The organism is Pseudonocardia sp. KRD291 (assembly GCF_019263595.1).
In the GTDB taxonomy this organism is placed as follows: Bacteria; Actinomycetota; Actinomycetes; order Mycobacteriales; family Pseudonocardiaceae; genus Pseudonocardia.
Genome location: NZ_JADQDD010000124.1, coordinates 1 through 16,623, shown reverse-complemented (window position 1 = coordinate 16,623; position 16,623 = coordinate 1). Strand labels below are relative to the sequence as shown.

Genomic DNA, 16,623 nt, shown 5'->3' with positions numbered 1-16,623 from the left:
AAGGTGTCCCCGATCCACTACCTCGACGGCGGGCACCACTTCAACGAGGTCGTGTTCACCGACGTGTTCGTGCCCGACGACCGGGTGCTCGGCGACGTCGGCTCCGGCTGGCACCAGGTGACCTCGGAGCTGGCCTACGAGCGCTCCGGCCCGGACCGCTACCTGTCCGCGTTCGGGCTGCTCGCCGCGTTCGTCCGGGAGTTCGGGGCCACGTTCGACGACACCGCCCGGGCCGCGGTCGGGCGGGCCTCGGCGAAGCTCTGGACGATCCGGCAGCTCTCGCTGGCGGTCGCCCGGTCGTTGGAGCGGGGTGCGGCGCCCGCGGTGGAGGCGGCGCTGGTCAAGGACATCGGGACGCTCTACGAGCAGGAGGTGGTGGAGGTGCTGCGGCACGTCGCCGGTCAGGAGATCGACCCCGGGGCGCCGGGTCTGTTCGAACAGCTGCTCGCCGAGGCGGTGCAGACCGCGCCGTCGTTCACGTTGCGCGGCGGCACCACCGAAGTGCTGCGCAGCATCGCGGCCAAGGGCCTGACCGGGGCCGGGCGATGAGCGCCCCGAGCGACGCGGACCTGGTCGCCGAGGCCGTCGGTGAGGTGTTGCGGGCACGGTGCACCCAGGACGTCGTCGCCGCGGCCGAGCGCACCGGGTGGGCCCCGGAGCTGTGGGCGGCCGTCGCCGCGGGCGGGTTCCCGTGGGTCTCGGTTCCCGAGGACGCGGCCGGGGGCGTCGCGGTCGGCGGCTCGGTGGCCGAGGCGTGCGCGGTGCTGGAGCAGGTCGGGCGCTACGCCGCGCCGTTGCCGGTGGCCGAGACCGGGCTGCTCGGCGGGTGGCTGCTCGCGGCGGCCGGGTTCGAGATCCCGTCCGGGCCGGTCACCACGGCGGCGACGGCGGGCTGGTCCGGCACGTCGTCCGCGGGCACCGGCGGGGACGGCCGGAGGCCGGCGTCGGTGTCGCTGCGGCGGGAGAACCGTGGCTGGGTCGCCGCGGGCAGCGTCGCGCGGGTGCCGTGGGCGCGGGAGGCGGCCCGGGTCGTGCTGCTCGCCGACTCCCCGGACGGGCTGCAGGTCGTCGCGCTCGACCCGGCCGGGGCGCGGATCACGCCGGGCGCCAACCTGGCCGGGGAGCCGCGCGACACCGTGCACCTCGACGACGTGCCGGTCGGCGGGGACGTCGCACCGGCCCCGGACGGCGTCGACCACGACGCGCTGCTGCTGCGCGGTGCGCTGTCCCGGGGGGCGCTGATCGCCGGGGCCGCGGGCCGGATCCTCGACATCACGGTCACCTACACCGGGCAGCGCCAGCAGTTCGGACGTCCGGTCGCCCGTTTCCAGGCCGTCGCGGCGCACCTGGTGCGCCTGGCCGAGCAGACCGAGGCGGTCCGGATGGCGGCCCGGGTCGCGGCGGCCAACACCCGCGCCGAGCCGGCGTTCCTCGACGTCGCGGCGGCCGCGACGGTGGCCGGCGAGTCGGCCGGGCTGATCTCGGCCGCCGCGCACCAGGCGACCGGCGCGATGGGCATGACCCGCGAGTACGAGCTCGGTCAGCTCACCCGGCGGCTGTGGTCCTGGCGCGAGGAGTACGGCGGCGAGCGGGTGTGGAGCACCCGGCTCGGGGCCGCGCTCACCGACGGCGGCGCCGACGCACTGTGGCCGGCGATCGCGCGCGGGGCCGTCGCGTGAGGACCGGAAGTCACACGAGGACGGAGCACGGGCTCGACGTCGTCGTGGACGGCCGCGTCGCGACCGTCACCCTGGACCGGCCGGAGCGGCTCAACGCGCTGTCCACCGGGCTGCAGGCCGACCTGGTCCGCGCGTTCGACGGCTTCGACGCCGACGACGACGTGTGGGCCGTCGTGCTCACCGGCGCCGGGGACAGGGCGTTCTCCGCGGGCGTCGACCTGAAGGAGATCCGGGAGGCCGACACCGGGCCCGCGCCGGGGCTGCGGCCGATGGCCGGCTTCTCCCGCAACGTGTTCGAGACGGTCCTCGAGTGCGGCAAGCCGACGGTCGCCGCGCTCAACGGGTGGGCGATGGGCGGCGGGTGCGAGCTCGCGCTGGCCTGCGACATCCGGCTCGCCGCCGAGCACGCCCGGATCGGGCTGCCGGAGGCGAAGCGCGGGATGGGCGCGAACTTCGGGGTGCACCTGCTGTCCCGGATCGTGCCGCGCGGGATCGCCTACGAGCTGCTCTACACCGGCGACGACCTCTCCGCGGCCGACGCGCAGCACTGGGGCCTGGTGAACCGGGTGGTCCCGGGCGCGGACCTCGCGGCCGAGGCGGACGCGCTGGCCCGGCGGATCGCCGGCAACGCGCCGCTGACCGTACAGCGGTACAAGGCGGCGATCGGGCGAGGCGGGGAGCTGCCACTGTCCTCGGCGCTGCGCCTGTCCGTCGGCCCGGACCCGTACACGAGCGCGGACCGGGTCGAGGGCGTGGCCGCGTTCGTGGAGAAGCGGGCCCCCGTCTGGAAGGGACGCTGACCCCTCGCACGGGTCGGTGGAGGCGGCGCGGCCATCGGACCCATCGCGTCCGGTGCGCGCTCACCATCGGAACGCGCGCGCGGCCGCGGTCGCGTCGCGACGGGCACCGCGCGTCGCGACGGGCACCGCGCGTCGACGGTGCGGGGCGCGCCGCGGGATCGATCGTCTAGAGGGAGCGGGTCACGGCGCGGCTGCCGCCGATCCATCCTGGAATGTGCAGCATCTTGATGCCCGCACCACCGGTGACCAGCAAGTACACCGCGTCGTCCGAGGCTGCGACCCGAGCGTCCGGGAAGCCCCGCTCGGTGAGTAGCTCGTTCCCGCGCGCGTAGAGGTGGTCCCGCACCGAGTCGGCCGTCGCGCCGAGCCCGGCGAGCCGGTGGGCGATCTCGGGCGGGAGCACGACGGTCTGCTCGCACTCCCGCATCCGCGCGGTGTCCCCGGCGGCGAGGGCGGCGCCGGCGAGGGCGTCGGCGAGCGGGTCGAGGATCTCCGGCACCGTCGCCCCGCCCCCGCGCGGCAGCACCTCCGCGGTCCCGCCGACGGCCAGCACCGTGACCGCGTCCACCATGGCCCCGAGCCCGCGCCGGACCGCCAGCGACGGGAACGGTGAACGGAGCCGGGACGACGGGGCCGGCTCCGGCAGGCAGAACGTGTAGCGCCCGGGTTGCCCGGTCGTGGCCATGTCGGTCTCGCCGGGGCGCGCGCCGCCGATCCCGGCCAGGCCGAGCGCGACCGCGCGCCCGACCGAGGCGTTCACCCGGTTCCCGGGGCCGAGCAGGTTGGCCCCGGTGTGCAGGCCCAGGCGCGCGACCACCGGCCCGTGCACGAGGACCGCGACGGCCGCCGTCCCGGTCGTGGTCTGCACCCCGAGCAGGTTGAGCTCGGGCTCCAGGCACGCGCGCAGCGCGGCCAGCACGACCGGCAGCTCCGCGGGACGGCACCCGGCGAGCACGGCGTGATACGCCGCCGCGGCCGGGGTCAGCTCCCCGAACAGCGGCGGGACGAGGCCCAGGACCTCCTCCGCGCCCGCCGCCGGCCCGTCCCCCGCGCCGGCCGAGGTGGCATACCCGTCGAGCATCCGCTCCAGTCGGACGGCGGTCGGCGGCACGACCGGCAGGCCGTCCCCGATCCCCTCGGCCAGCAGCGCGTCGGTGGCCTCCTCGACCGACGTCGCGTCGTCGACGGGCCGCCACTCACCCACCGGGGACCCGCACCGACACCGCCTCGGTCGACCCGAACGACGGGATCCACGCCGAGTGCTTGCCCGGCCCACCGGCGACGAGCACGTGCAGCTGATCGGGCCCGGTGCTGACCGTGTAGGCATCGCCGTCGGGCTTGATCCCCCAGTCGGCGAACTGGCGGTGGTTGCTCTCCGAGACCCGGTCGAGCGGGATCCGGGCCCGCTCCCAGAGGTGGTGACGGATCGCCTCGACGGTCCAGCCGTCGCGGTGCAGCGTCGCGGCGTGCTCCGGGCCCAGGACGAGCAGGTGCGGCCCGCGGACGTAGACGTTGTTCGACCCTGACTGCGCCATCGTGCCGGCGACGGTCGTGAGGATCTCCTCGCCGGTGGTGCTGCCGTGGTCGTTGATGTTGTGCGGTGGCTCGGCGGCCATCACGGTGACCACGCTGTCGTCGGCGGCGAACCCGCGCCGCACGGAGAACGGCTCCCACGGGCTGTCGTCGGTGTTCTCGGCGAAGCAGAACGTGTACTTCGCGGGCGAGCCCTGGGTGGAGCGGTCCATCGTGCCGGGCCGGGCCCCGCCGATGTTGAGCAGCGTCAGCGACACCGCCCGCCCGACGACGGCGTTGGCCCGGGTGCCCTGACCGAAGCAGTTCACGCCGGAGTTCATCCCGAGCCGCCCCCGCGCCGGCCCGCTGACGAGCACCATCGGCGCGCACGGGTGGGTGGTGGCCAGGCTGCCGTGCAGGTTGTAGGCCTCGTGCTGCAGACCCTGCAACGCGGCCAGCACCACCGGCAGGTCCACCGGGCGGCACCCGGCCATCACCGCGTTGGCCGCGATCGCGCGCAGCCCCGGGACGAGCCGGCTCGGCGGCAACGGGCCCAGCTCCGGGACGTCGTCCGGGACGCCGCCCGCGAGCCCGGCCAGCATCGCCTCGACCAAGTCCTCGGTGGGCGCGACGGTGGGCAGCCCGTCACCCCACCCCTGCTCCTCGGCCCAGGTGAACCACTCCGCCGGCCCGAGGTCGGGCACGTCGAGCGTCTCCGCCCGTTCTGATGGTTCAGTGGGTCGGGTCACGACTCCCCCACCTCGTCCAGCTTGTCCAGCTCGCGGACGACGCCGGCGTAGGCCGCGTCGATCCGGTCCACCAGCTCGGCCTCGTTCAGCCCGCCCACCGGATGGTCGACCACGACCAGCCGAGGTTCCACCCTGCGCGCCTTCGCCTGCGCCGCCACCAGCGGCAGGAACGTGCGGGTCACGACGAGGAACGCGACGACGCCGCGCCGTTCCAGCTCCACCGAGTCGTGGAAACTCCACGACGAGCAGGAGCCTCAATCACCGATCGCGACGACGGCCATCCGGTACTGGGCGGCGAGGTGGTCGAGCACGTCGGGCGCGGCGCCGGCGGCCGCGTTCGGCTTCGACGAGAACCCGATGCCGGCGAACCCGCGCTCGGCCTCGAGGTGCCCGGCGACGCCGCGCAGCAGCTCGTTCGCGCCGGGCTTGGAGTTGGAGAACAGGCACAGCGACCGGGCCGGGACGTCCGCGGCCACGACGGTGGGGGTGTCCTCCTCGACCGGTGTGCCGAAGGTGGGGTCGACGATGCGCACGGTGGCTCCTCTCAAGAACTCGGGGAACTCGGGGAGTGCAGGTGGGCGACGGCGGCCAGCCCGGCGCGCAGGCCGTCGGCCGCCGCGGCGACGAGGTGGTCGACCGACCCGGCCCGCACGTCCCCGGCGGCGAACACGCCGGGCACCCCGGTCGCCGGGTCGCCGGTGACCCGGCCGTCCGGGTCGCGGCCCACGACGCCGTCGAGGAACGCGGAGCGGGGTGCGCGCCCGGTGGCGGCGAACACCCCGGTCGCGGGGACCTCGCCGTCGTCGGCCAGCAGGACGCCGGTCAGGGCCGTGTCCCCGCCGAGCCCGGCGACCACGGCGCCCTCCCGCACCTCGACGCCGAGGCCGGAGAGCCGGTCCGCGGCGCGCGCCGACCACCGCGGCGCGCCCGGGGCCAGGACCGTGACGTGCCCGGCGACGGCGGCGAGTTCGGCCGCCTCCTGGGCGGCCCACCCGTCGTCACCGACGACGGCGACCCGCTGCCCGGCGAACAGCGGCCCGTCGCAGCTCGCGCACTCCGAGAGCCCGCGCCCGGCCCAGTCGTCCTCCCCCGGCACGCCGAGACGACCCGGCGCCAGCCCCGTCGTGACGACGACGGCGCCCGCGGTGACCGGCCCGTCGAGCGAGTCGACCGTGACCGGCGGCCCCGCGGCGAGGCCGGTGACCTCGGCGTAGGAGATCTCCACCCCGGCCGCCATCGCCTCCTCCAGCAGGGTCCCGGCCAGGTCCGGCCCGCCGGTCTTGCCCGGCAGCCCCGGGTAGCCGGTCACCTCGCCGAGGTTGATCAGCTGACCGCCCGGCGCGAGCATGTCGAACGCGACCACCCGCAGGCCGTGCTCGGCGGCGGTCCGGGCCGCGGTCAGGCCGGCGATCCCGGCGCCCACCACGGCGACGTCCCAGGTCGTGTCGCTGTCCGTCACGTGTCCTCCTCGATCCGCCCGCACTCGATCCGCCCGCACTCGACCCGCCTGCACTCGACCCGCCTGCTCACGGGCACCCCCTGCACGTGGTTCTGCACGTAGCCGCGGGACTGGTTGCGGCTCTCGTTACCGGCCAGCACGATCCCGATGTCCCCGGCGCGCGGGCACATCGGCACCATCCGCTGCGGGTCGGTGCCGGCGTAGCGCTCGTCGAGCTCGCCGCGGCGCACCAGCTCGTCCACCCGGAAGCTGGTCGAGCCGACCGCCCAGGCGCAGCGCTCCAGCTCGGCGACGGTGATCCGGGCGTGCTCGGCGACGTAGGCGCGGATCTCGTCCTTGCCGACGCCGTGACCGTGCAGCGCGCGGGCGATGCTCGGCCCCAGCACCAGCAGCGGGTGCCAGGCGCCGAACTCCATCCCGGTGTAGGACCACGGCCCCATCGCGTCGCGCATGCCCACGGCCAGCGCGTGCAAATGGTCGCGGGCGTGGTCGCCGCCGGAGTAGATCGGCGCGCCGATCGTCACGCAGCTCTGCACGGTGACGACGCTGTCGTCGTCGCCGAAGCCGCGGTCGCGGCGGAACGACGGCCAGCCCAGGTCGCGCACCGCGTCGTCGTTCTCGGCGAGCACCACGTTGAACGACGTCGCGATCGCGCCCTGGTCGGTGTGCTCGGGCAGGATCCGCAGCCCGGGCAGGTTGCGCAGGTAGAGCCGCACGAAACGCCCGACGCTGGTGTTGGCGCGTCGCCCGACCCGCATCGCGCCGGTCCGCGAGTTGAACCCGAGCCGCTCCACGACCGGCCCGGACAGCACGACCAGCGGCTCCCAGCCGGGCGTCGACCCGGCGTCCGCGATCCGGAACACCGGGTCCACAAGGCACTCGGCGATGCCCAGCAGCACCGGCATGTACTCCGGCCGGCACCCGGCCATCACACCGTTCACGGCGACGTTGTGGACGGTGGCCTCGCGTTGCTCCGGCGCGAGGCTGCCGATGATCTCACCGGCGTCGCGGCGGGTCCGGGCGAGGAACGCGTCCACGCGGTCGAGCGTCGGCGGCACGACGGGCAGGCCGTCCGACCAGCCGCGCTCCTCGAAGTGGTCCTGCACGGCGTCCAGGTCACCGCGGAAGACGATCTCGCGCGGCTCCGGCTCCCGGTCCGGTGCGGAGGTTTCCGCGCTGGTCGCGGTGGTCGCCGAGCCCGCCACCAGCGCGTCGACGACGTCCGGTGCGACGCGTTCGCGCATCTTCGTGCGGAACGTGTCGGTGTCGTCGGTGAGGATGACGCCGGGGTAGCTGACGATCGGGACGTGGCCGATCCCGAGCGATTTCCCGATCGCCCGGCCCATCGGCTCGAACCCGGCTCCGCCGATGGCCACGGCCGGTACCCCGGCCCGCTCGGCGGCGGCTGCGGCCCGCATCACGGCAGGCATGCAGGAGCCTCAAGCACCGACCGCGGCGACCACCAGGTCGACGCGGTGCGCGCGCAGCAGCTCCGGCAGCGCCTCGAGTACCTCGCGCTCCTGCGCGGCCGAGGCGTGGAAGTTGCCGAAGGTCTCCCAGCCCACGAACGACACCTCGCCGAAGCGCTCCCGGGCGACGTCGGAGATCACCTCGAACATCTCGGGCCCGCGGAACAGCTCGTCCCACAGGTAGGCCACGGTGCGCCCGCCCAGCTCGGACGGTCGCTCCTGTTCCGCGACCTCGCCGAGCACCCGGTGCCCGAGCGGCCAGACGACCTCGTACTGCGCGTCCCTGTCCTCGTTGCGGGCGTCCATGCCTCAGTCCTCCGCCGTGATGATCCGACCCGCGCGGTCGCGCAGGAAGAAGGCCGCCGCGAACACGAGCGCGGCGCCGAAGACCGCGATGCCCACCGCGATCGCGTAGCCCTGGCTGGTGGCGATGATCCCGCCGATCAGCGTTCCGGCGCCGGACAGGCCGCGGCCCACGTTGTAGGCGGTCGCCGACCCGAGCGAGCGCAGACGGGTCGGGAACAGCTCGCCGAACCACACCCCGAAGATGCCGAAGTATCCGAGGAAGAAGCTGGCGAAGAAGTAGAGCCACACGAAGTTCGACAGCCCGGTGTCGGAGAACGCGAGCACCAGCATCACCGCGAACGTCACCGTCTGCAGGCCGGAGAACGCGATGAACACCTTCCGGCGCCCCAGCACGTCGGACAGGTACCCGGCCAGGATGAACCCGACGAACGAGATCGCGGACGCGACGTAGAGCACCAGGCTCGCCGTCCCGCCGTCGAAGCCGAGGTCGCTCTTGAGCAGCGACGGCATCCAGGTGGTGGCCGTGTAGGGCACCCACTGGGCGCCAAACGCGGCGACGACGCCGACCAGCACGATCGGCAGGCTGTCCCGGGCGAACAGCTGCGCCCACCCGGACCGCTGCGCCTGCCGGGCGACGTCGGCGGGCAGCTCGCCCGCGGCCTTGCGCCGCTGCAGCTCCGTCCACTGCTTGGACTCCGGGCACCCGACGCGGATCCACACGCACGCCAGGGCCGGCAACACGCCGATCAGGAACGCGTAGCGCCAGTCCGGCAGCGTCTGCGCGGCGAGGATCGCGAGCGCGTAGGCCGGCCACAGCGACGACTGGACGAGACCGCCGCCGAGGCCGCGCCGCTTCGGCGACCACGCCTCGTTGAGCCAGGCGAACCCGACCGCCCACTCGCCGCCGGTGCCGACGCCGGTGAGGAAGCGCAGCGCGACGAACACCCCGAAGCTGGGGGCGAAGAACACCAGCCCGGTGGCGATCGAGTAGATCAGGATCGACCAGATCAGCGTGCGGCGGCGGCCGAACCGGTCACCGAGCCAGCCGAACGCGATCCCGCCCACCGCGGAGCCGATCAGCTGCACCACGATGGCCAGGCTGAACGTCGCCGGTGTGATCCCGTACTCGGCCATGATCGGCGCCGCCAGCAGCGACGGGAGCATGAAGTCGAAGTACTCCATGCCCCAGCCGAGGCACGCGGCGCCGAGGATCCGCCGCCGTTCGACGGGGGTGTACTCGAGTGCGTCGGTGGCGCCGGAGCGCGCCTGACCGGTGGTCATGTCCCCTCCCGGGGCGGTCGCCGCGACACTGCGGCGGGCCTGCCCGGGGTCCGACACTAGATCGCGTCGGAGCGGGCCGTCCAGAGAGATTGCATAAATTCCTGACTAACGCGCGTGTCCCAGGGTGGGGCCGAGATCGGCGATCGTGAGGTCCCGGTGGGTGTTCATCAGCTCGACGACGGCGGCGTTGTCGCCCCGGCGCAGCGCGGCGATCATCGACTTGTGCTCGCGGACGATCCGTCGGCGCGCGGCCGAGTCGTAGAGGTGCACGCTGCGGTAGGCGTCGGTCATCTGCCAGATCCGCTCGATCTCGGTGACCACCAGGTCCAGGCCGGAGTGCCGGAACATCGCGAAGTGGAACGTGTGGTTCGCCGCGGCGATCCGCGGGATGTCGCCCGCCCCGCCGACCTCGTCGCCGATCCCGGAGTTGATCTCGGCGAGCTCGCGCAGGTCCGCGGCACCGAGCCGGGGCAGCGCGAGCAGCACCTCGGTCTCCAGCGCGCGGCGCATCAGGTAGGCCTGGCGCAGCTCGTCGGCGTTGAGCCGGGCCACCGAGTAGCCGACGTGCGGCTCGTGGCGCAGCACGCCCTCGGTCTCCAGTGCCTTGAGCGCCTCGCGGACCGGGATCCGGCTCACACCCAGCGCCACGGCGAGCGACTCCTGGCGCACCTGCTGGCCGGGCACCAGCTCGCCGGCCCGCATCATCGAGCGGACCTGGTCGACGACCCGGCTGACCACGCTGACCCGGCGCGGCGCGGCCGTGGCGTCCGGCGAGGTGGCGCCCGGCGAGGTGGCGGCGGCCATCAGTGGGCCGCCACGCGCCGTGGCGGCGAAACGGTGCTCACGCGCCCAGGGTAGAGGGTGCGTGAGCACCGGACGTGATCGTCGTCGGGCGCCGCTCGACCGTCGCCCGTTCGTGGTCTCAGCGCAGGGCGTCCAGGATCGTCTGCGCGGCGAGGGTGGGCGTGAGCTCCCCGCCGCGGACGTCGCGGGTCAGGCCGGGCAGTTTCTCCTTGAGCCCCGGGTCGGTCAGCAACCGGTCCATCAGCCGGTCGCGGACCATCGCCCACATCCAGTCCACCTGCTGGTCGGCCCGGCGGGTGGCCAGCTCCCCGGCCCCCTCCAGGGCGGCGCGGTGCTCGGTGACCTTGTCCCACACCTCGTCCAGGCCCATCCCGGACTGCGCGCTGCAGGCCAGCACGACCGGGGTCCACGCGGCGCTGGTCGGGGTCATCATGTGCAGCGCCCCGGCCAGCTCGCGGGCCGCGGCGCGGGCGTCGCGCTCGTGCGGGCCGTCGGCCTTGTTCACCGCGACCACGTCGGCCAGCTCCAGGATGCCCTTCTTGATCCCCTGCAGGGAGTCGCCGGTGCGGGCGATGGTCAGGAACAGGAACGTGTCCACCATCCCGGCCACGGTGATCTCGGACTGTCCGACGCCGACCGTCTCGACGAGTACGACGTCGTAGCCGGCCGCCTCCATCAGCACCATCGTCTCCCGGGTGCGCCGGGCGACTCCGCCGAGCGTCCCGGCGGTCGGCGAGGGGCGGATGAACGCGTTGTCGTCGACGGCCAGGGCCGCCATCCGGGTCTTGTCGCCCAGGATGGAGCCCTTGGTCCGGGTCGAGGACGGGTCCACGGCCAGCACCGCGACCCGGTGCCCGGCCCCGGTCAGCTTCGTGCCCAGTGCCTCGATGAACGTCGACTTGCCGACGCCCGGGACCCCGGAGACGCCCACCCGCACCGCCGACCCGGCTTCGGGCGTGACCTCGAGCAGCAGCTCCTGGGCGGCCTGCTGGTGGTCGGGCCGGTTGGACTCGACCAGCGTGATCGCCCGGGCCAGCATCGTGCGGGAGCCCTCCAGCACGCCCCGGGCCAGGGCGGCGACGTCGGGGGTGCGCGGTGCCATCAGTCGGCGAACACGCTCCCGGCCTCGGGAGCGGGGTCCGAACCGTGCCCCAGCGCCGCCGACAGCTTGCCGAGCAGGTCCACGGCCGCCTCGGCGATCACGGTGCCGGGCGGGAACACCGCGGCGGCGCCCATGTCCAGGAGCTCCTGCACGTCGCCGGGCGGGATCACGCCGCCGACCACGACCATGATGTCGGAGCGGCCCAGCTCGGCCAGCTCGGCGCGCAGCTCCGGGAGCAGCGACAGGTGACCGGCCGCGAGCGAGCTCGCCCCCACCACGTGCACGTCGGACTCGACGGCCTGGCGTGCGACCTCGCCCGGGGTCTGGAACAGCGGGCCCACGTCGACGTCGAAGCCGATGTCGGCGAACGCCGTCGAGATCACCTTCTGGCCGCGGTCGTGCCCGTCCTGGCCCATCTTGGCGACCAGGATCCGGGGCTGGCGGCCCTCGGCCTCGGCGAACTCGGCCACCAGCTCGCGGGCCCGGTCGATCGCCGGGTTCTGCCCGGCCTCCTTGGAGTACACGCCGGAGATGATCCTGATCTGCCCGGAGTGCCGCCCGAACACCTTCTCCAGCGCGTCGGAGATCTCACCCACGCTGGCCTGCGCGCGGGCGGCGTCCACGGCCAGGGCCAGCAGGTTCTGGTCGAACTCGCGTGTGGCTCCCTCGGCGATCTTCTCGGCGGCACCGGTGAGGGCGCGCAGCGCGTCGTCGGTGGCGCGGTCGTCGCGCTCGGCACGCAGCTTCTGCAGCTTCTCGATCTGCTCGCGGCGCACGGTGGTGTTGTCGACCTTGCGGACGTCGACGGCCTCGTCGACGTCGACGGCGTACTTGTTCATGCCGATCACCGGCTGGCGCCCGGCGTCGATCCGGGCCTGGGTCCGGGCCGCGGCCTCCTCGACACGCATCTTCGGGATGCCGGCGTCGATCGCCTGCGCCATCCCACCGGCGGACTCGACCTCGTCGATGTGCGCCCACGCGCGCCGCGCCAGGTCGTAGGTCAGGCGCTCGACGTAGTAGCTGCCACCCCACGGGTCGACGACGTTCGTGGTCCCGGACTCCTGCTGCAGCAGGAGCTGGGTGTTGCGCGCGATCCGCGCGGAGAAGTCCGTGGGCAGGGCCAGCGCCTCGTCGAGGGCGTTGGTGTGCAGGGACTGGGTGTGGCCCTGGGTCGCGGCCATCGCCTCGACGCAGGTGCGGACGACGTTGTTGTAGACGTCCTGCGCGGTCAGCGACCAGCCCGAGGTCTGCGAGTGCGTGCGCAGCGAGAGCGACTTGGCGTTCTGCGGCTCGAAGCGCTGCACCAGCTTCGACCAGAGCAGGCGCGCGGCCCGCATCTTGGCGACCTCCATGAAGAAGTTCATGCCGATCGCCCAGAAGAAGCTCAGGCGAGGCGCGAACTTGTCGACCTCCATGCCCGCGTCGATGCCCGCCCGCAGGTACTCGACGCCGTCGGCGAGGGTGTAGGCCAGCTCCAGGTCGGCGGTCGCCCCCGCCTCCTGGATGTGGTAACCGGAGATCGAGATCGAGTTGAACTTCGGCATCTCCCGCGAGGTGTAGGAGAAGATGTCGGAGATGATCTGCATCGACGGCTGCGGCGGGTAGATGTAGGTGTTGCGGACCATGAACTCCTTGAGGATGTCGTTCTGGATCGTCCCCGTGAGCTTGTCCGGGCTCACCCCCTGCTCCTCGGCCGCGACGATGTAGAGCGCGAGCACCGGCAGGACGGCGCCGTTCATGGTCATCGACACCGACATCTTGTCCAGCGGGATGCCGTCGAAGAGCTGGCGCATGTCCAGGATCGAGTCGATCGCCACCCCCGCCATGCCGACGTCGCCGCCGACGCGCGGGTGGTCGGAGTCGTAGCCGCGGTGCGTGGCCAGGTCGAACGCGATCGACAGCCCCTTCTGACCGGCGGCGAGGTTGCGCCGGTAGAACGCGTTGGACTCCGCCGCGGTGGAGAACCCGGCGTACTGGCGCACCGTCCACGGCTGGTTGGTGTACATCGTCGCGTAGGGCCCGCGCAGGTACGGCGTGATGCCCGGGTAGGTGCGCAGGAAGTCCAGGTCGGCGACGTCGCCGGGGACGTACAGCGGCTTGACGCCGATGCCTTCCGGGGCCTCCCAGGTGGGGGGCGTGTCGGCGCCGTTCAGCGCTGCGGCCCAGTCGGTGCCCGGCGTGGTGTCCGAGGCGAGCGGGACGCCGGTGAAGTCGGGAATGCTCATGACTGTGCCTCCAGCGCGGCATACACGTCGTCGATGACGGTCAGGGCGTCGCACCCGGCGTAGAGGTACCCGTCGACGCCGGGGACCTCCTCTCCCGGACGTCCGGCCAGCAGGATGCGCCCGGCTCCGGCCGCGCGCAGCGCGGCGGCGGTGTCGGCGGCCCGCTCGTCGTAGATCGCGTCGGTCGAGCACAGCACCGCGACCGGGCTCGCGGACTCGGCGAACGCCGTCGCGACCTCGGCGGCGGACTCGGTCGGCCCGGCCTCCGGGGCGTCGATCCCGCCGGCCTGCAGCAGGTTGCGGGCGAACCCGGCACGGGCGGTGTAGGCCGCGAGCGGGCCGAGCGTGGCCAGGAACGCCGAGGGCCGGGTGCCGGTCTCGGCCAGGATCTCGTCGGAGCGGTCTCGGTGGCCCTCGTAGGCCTCCGACGGCCGGTGCAGCGGCAGCCCGCCGCGCTGCACCGCGTCCGGCAGGGGGCGGCGCTCGACCGCGTTCTCCTCGAGGTCCGGGAACTCGCTGACGCCGGTCAGCGGTGCGCGCCGGGTGGCGACGGCCTCCTCGCGACCGGCCCGGACCTCCGCGACCTTCCCGGCGACGAACCCGGAGTCCAGCGCCGCGACCGCGCCGCCGGCGCCCTCGATCTCCTGGAAGAACGCCCACGCCGTGCGCGCCAGGTCGTCGGTGAGGTGCTCGACGTACCAGGAGCCGCCCGCCGGGTCGATCACCTGCGCCAGGTGCGACTCCTCGATCAACAGGGCCTGGGTGTTGCGCGCGACGCGGCGGGAGAACGGTTCGGACTCCCCGATCGCGACGTCGAACGGCGGGACCGTGACCGCGTCCGCACCGCCGACACCGGCGGCGAACCCGGCGACGGTGCCGCGCAGCATGTTCACCCACGGGTCGCGGCGGCTGAACAGTGTCGGCGCGACGACGGCGTGCTGGGTCTGGGCGACCTCGGTCGTCCCGGACGCCTCCAGCACCCGCGCCCAGAGCCGTCGGGCGGCGCGCAGCTTCGCGATCGTCGGGAACTGCTCGGGGGTGGCGGCGTAGCGGAACTCCAGGAGCCGCGCGGCGGTGGCGACGTCGAGGCCGCCAGCGCCGGTCAGCGCGCGCAGGTATGCGACACCGGAGGCGAGCGAGAACCCGAGCTCCTGCGCGTCCGAACCGCCGGCCTCCTGGACCGGGGTGGCGTCCACGGCGACGGCCTTGACCAGCGGGAAGTCACGCGCGACACGCTGCGCGAGCGGGACCACCGAGTCGACGTCCGGCCCGTCGCCCGCGCGGGCGCGCAGCCCGATCGGGTCCAGGCCCAGCGTGCCCAGCAGCGCGGAGTCCTCGACGCCGCGGTCCGCGGCGAGCGCCAGATAGGCCTCGGCGGCCTCGGCGGCCTGCTCCCCCGCGTCCAGCACGACCGGCGCCAGGTCGAGGTAGACGTCGGCGAGCACGGCGCCGATCTTCTCGACGGGCACCCCGGCGGCGCCTGCGGTGAGCCAGACCGAGTTGACGCCGTTCTCCAGGTCGCCCGTCACGGCCTCGCGCACGGCGCCCGGGTCGGTGCCGGCGTGACGCTGGCGGATGTCCCAGCCCTCGGCGACGTGCCCGGCGGCGCGCGCGCCCCGGGTGAACGGCCACGCGCCCGGCACGCCGGTGCCGGGGAGCCCCTCGACGTCCTCGGCGGCGTAGAGCGGGGCGACCCGGATCCCGTCCGGGCTGGTGCGGGACAGCTTCTGCACCCCGGCCCCGAGCATCGCGTCCTCGCGGATCCGGCCGGACTTGCGGACGATCTGGTCGACCGCGTCCAGCCACTGGTCGCGGCTGGTCGCGGCGAACTCGCCGGCGAGCACCAGGCTCTCGGGCTCGACGGGGCCGTCCTGATCGGGACCGCCCTCGGACGTGCCGGTGGTCTGGGTCGTCGCCATCGCATCTCCTCATCGGCCCACGGGCGGCCGCTCTGCAGTCCCGTGCTGCGGTCCGAGGCGCTGCCGTCCCGCCGTAACGTTGCGCGGAGTCTAGTGAGCCGCGCGCGGGCCCGGCAGCGCCTGTGGTGTGACCCGCACGCCGTGTGACGCATCCGACGGTCGAGTGCCCGTCCGACCGGTCGTCGGTCCCGGCACGAACGCTGCGCCGGGTCCCTCGGGAGGAGCTCCGTGGAGATTCGCTCACGAGATGTGAGAGTTCGTGAGCGATTTTCCGGGGACCGACCCCTGGAGAGGTCAGGGGCCCGGGAGTAGGGGCAGTGCGGCCGGGCGGTGCACCGGAGAGGAGCGCCCGGGCAGGTGCGGCAGCACCTCGGCACCGAGACGAGCGATGTTCTCCCGGGTCCGGGCCGGGTCACCGGTGCAGTCCGTGAGCAGCACGACGTGCTCGACGCCGGTCGCGCGCGCCGTCCCGGCCAGCGTGGCGACGGCATGCGCGGCGTCGCCCACCGGGTGCAGGCCGCAGAGCAGCTCGGTGTACTCGGCCGGGTCGCGCGGCGCCCGCGCCGCCCCGTCGAGGCGCACGTAGCCGGCCAGCCCGGGCTCCAGCCAGCGCGGCAGCGAGTCCCGCACGACCGCCCGTGCGCGGGCCGTGGTGTCCTCGACGTGCGCGATCCCGGCGGCCACGTGCGCCACGCCCGGACCGCCCGCCGCGCGGTAGCCGGCGGTGAACCGGGCCTTCTCCGCGTCGTCGGCGTGCATGCCGAGCAGCATCGGCAGGCCGCGCCGGGCGGCCGCCGCGATCCCGGACGGCGACGTCGCGGCCAGCACCGGCGCCACCCCGCCGTGCGCCGTGCCGGGCCGCGGCGCGGGCGTCACCGGCACCTCGCGAAACCGGAAGCGGTCCCCGTCCGCGGAGACCGTCGGCCCGTCCAGGGTGGCCAGCAGCAGGTCCAGGGCCTCGGCGAAGCCTGCCTCGCCGTGCCGGTCGGCTCCGGTACCGAACACCTCGAGGTCGACCCACGGCCCGCCGCGGCCGACACCGAGCCGGAACCGCCCGCCGGAGACCTGGTCGAGCAGCAGCGCCTGCTCGGCCAGCGCGACCGGGTGGGCGGTGGGCAGGACGCTGACCGCGGTACCGACGGTGATCCGGCTGGTCGCACCGAGCAGGTAGCCGGCCAGGGTGACCGCCGACGGGCACAGGCCGTAGGTCATGAAGTGGTGCTCGGCGACCCACACGTCGTCGAAACCGGCCTCCTCGGCGGCGACGGCGGCGTCCACCGCGGCCCGCAGCGTCGAGGCGTGCGCACGGCCGGGGAAA

At 74.3% G+C, this 16,623-nt stretch carries 16 protein-coding genes; 3 read left to right on the top strand and 13 right to left on the bottom strand.

Annotated elements, in window-relative coordinates; all coding sequences use genetic code 11:
• The 3 genes from I4I78_RS17880 to I4I78_RS17870 all read left to right on the top strand — a co-directional run.
• A partial coding sequence (locus I4I78_RS17880; RefSeq protein ID WP_255567140.1) for an acyl-CoA dehydrogenase family protein occupies window positions 1-549 on the top strand: 549 nt, incomplete at its 5' end.
• Window positions 546-1,679, top strand: a complete 1,134-nt coding sequence (locus tag I4I78_RS17875; RefSeq protein ID WP_218612486.1) for an acyl-CoA dehydrogenase family protein — start codon at window positions 546-548, stop codon at window positions 1,677-1,679. The genes I4I78_RS17880 and I4I78_RS17875, both read left to right, overlap by 4 nt.
• A complete protein-coding gene (locus I4I78_RS17870) occupies window positions 1,676-2,479 on the top strand; it encodes an enoyl-CoA hydratase-related protein (RefSeq protein ID WP_308252195.1) in 804 nt (267 codons plus the stop codon). Before I4I78_RS17875 ends, I4I78_RS17870 begins: the two co-directional genes overlap by 4 nt.
• Window positions 2,480-2,645: 166 nt before the next feature.
• Here I4I78_RS17870 and I4I78_RS17865 read toward each other — a convergent pair whose 3' ends face one another.
• The 13 genes from I4I78_RS17865 to I4I78_RS17805 all read right to left on the bottom strand — a co-directional run.
• The gene (locus I4I78_RS17865; RefSeq protein WP_218612484.1) at window positions 2,646-3,683 is read right to left on the bottom strand and encodes a hypothetical protein; all 1,038 of its coding nucleotides are present in this window, start codon (window positions 3,681-3,683) and stop codon (window positions 2,646-2,648) included.
• The gene (locus I4I78_RS17860; protein ID WP_218612483.1) at window positions 3,676-4,740 is read right to left on the bottom strand and encodes a hypothetical protein; all 1,065 of its coding nucleotides are present in this window, start codon (window positions 4,738-4,740) and stop codon (window positions 3,676-3,678) included. Before I4I78_RS17860 ends, I4I78_RS17865 begins: the two co-directional genes overlap by 8 nt.
• Entirely contained in the window at window positions 4,737-4,961 is a 225-nt protein-coding gene (locus I4I78_RS17855) for a hypothetical protein (RefSeq protein WP_218612482.1), read from the bottom strand. Before I4I78_RS17855 ends, I4I78_RS17860 begins: the two co-directional genes overlap by 4 nt.
• A 33-nt stretch (window positions 4,962-4,994) precedes the next feature.
• On the bottom strand, window positions 4,995-5,273 hold the full coding sequence (locus tag I4I78_RS17850) for a hypothetical protein (protein WP_218612481.1): 279 nt from the start codon (window positions 5,271-5,273) through the stop codon (window positions 4,995-4,997).
• Window positions 5,274-5,284: 11 nt separating this feature from the next.
• Entirely contained in the window at window positions 5,285-6,199 is a 915-nt protein-coding gene (locus I4I78_RS17845; protein WP_218612480.1) for an NAD(P)/FAD-dependent oxidoreductase, read from the bottom strand.
• On the bottom strand, window positions 6,196-7,629 hold the full coding sequence (locus I4I78_RS17840) for a hypothetical protein (protein WP_218612479.1): 1,434 nt from the start codon (window positions 7,627-7,629) through the stop codon (window positions 6,196-6,198). Before I4I78_RS17840 ends, I4I78_RS17845 begins: the two co-directional genes overlap by 4 nt.
• Before the next feature lie 9 nt (window positions 7,630-7,638).
• Window positions 7,639-7,974 carry a hypothetical protein gene (locus tag I4I78_RS17835; RefSeq protein WP_218612478.1) on the bottom strand — a complete coding sequence of 112 codons (336 nt, stop codon included), beginning with the start codon at window positions 7,972-7,974 and terminating at the stop codon, window positions 7,639-7,641.
• 3 nt (window positions 7,975-7,977) lie between these two features.
• Window positions 7,978-9,255 carry an MFS transporter gene (locus I4I78_RS17830; RefSeq protein ID WP_218612477.1) on the bottom strand — a complete coding sequence of 426 codons (1,278 nt, stop codon included), beginning with the start codon at window positions 9,253-9,255 and terminating at the stop codon, window positions 7,978-7,980.
• Window positions 9,256-9,360: 105 nt separating this feature from the next.
• Window positions 9,361-10,128, bottom strand: a complete 768-nt coding sequence (locus I4I78_RS17825; protein ID WP_218612476.1) for a GntR family transcriptional regulator — start codon at window positions 10,126-10,128, stop codon at window positions 9,361-9,363.
• Window positions 10,129-10,177: 49 nt separating this feature from the next.
• A complete protein-coding gene (gene meaB / locus I4I78_RS17820; RefSeq protein ID WP_218612475.1) occupies window positions 10,178-11,161 on the bottom strand; it encodes a methylmalonyl Co-A mutase-associated GTPase MeaB in 984 nt (327 codons plus the stop codon).
• Complete coding sequence (gene scpA, locus I4I78_RS17815) at window positions 11,161-13,386, bottom strand: methylmalonyl-CoA mutase (protein WP_218612474.1); 2,226 nt, start codon at window positions 13,384-13,386, stop codon at window positions 11,161-11,163. Before scpA ends, meaB begins: the two co-directional genes overlap by 1 nt.
• Complete coding sequence (locus I4I78_RS17810) at window positions 13,383-15,305, bottom strand: methylmalonyl-CoA mutase family protein (protein ID WP_218612473.1); 1,923 nt, start codon at window positions 15,303-15,305, stop codon at window positions 13,383-13,385. Before I4I78_RS17810 ends, scpA begins: the two co-directional genes overlap by 4 nt.
• Before the next feature lie 294 nt (window positions 15,306-15,599).
• Window positions 15,600-16,623 (bottom strand): LLM class flavin-dependent oxidoreductase (locus I4I78_RS17805; RefSeq protein ID WP_374225884.1); only part of this gene is annotated, 1,024 nt, incomplete at its 5' end.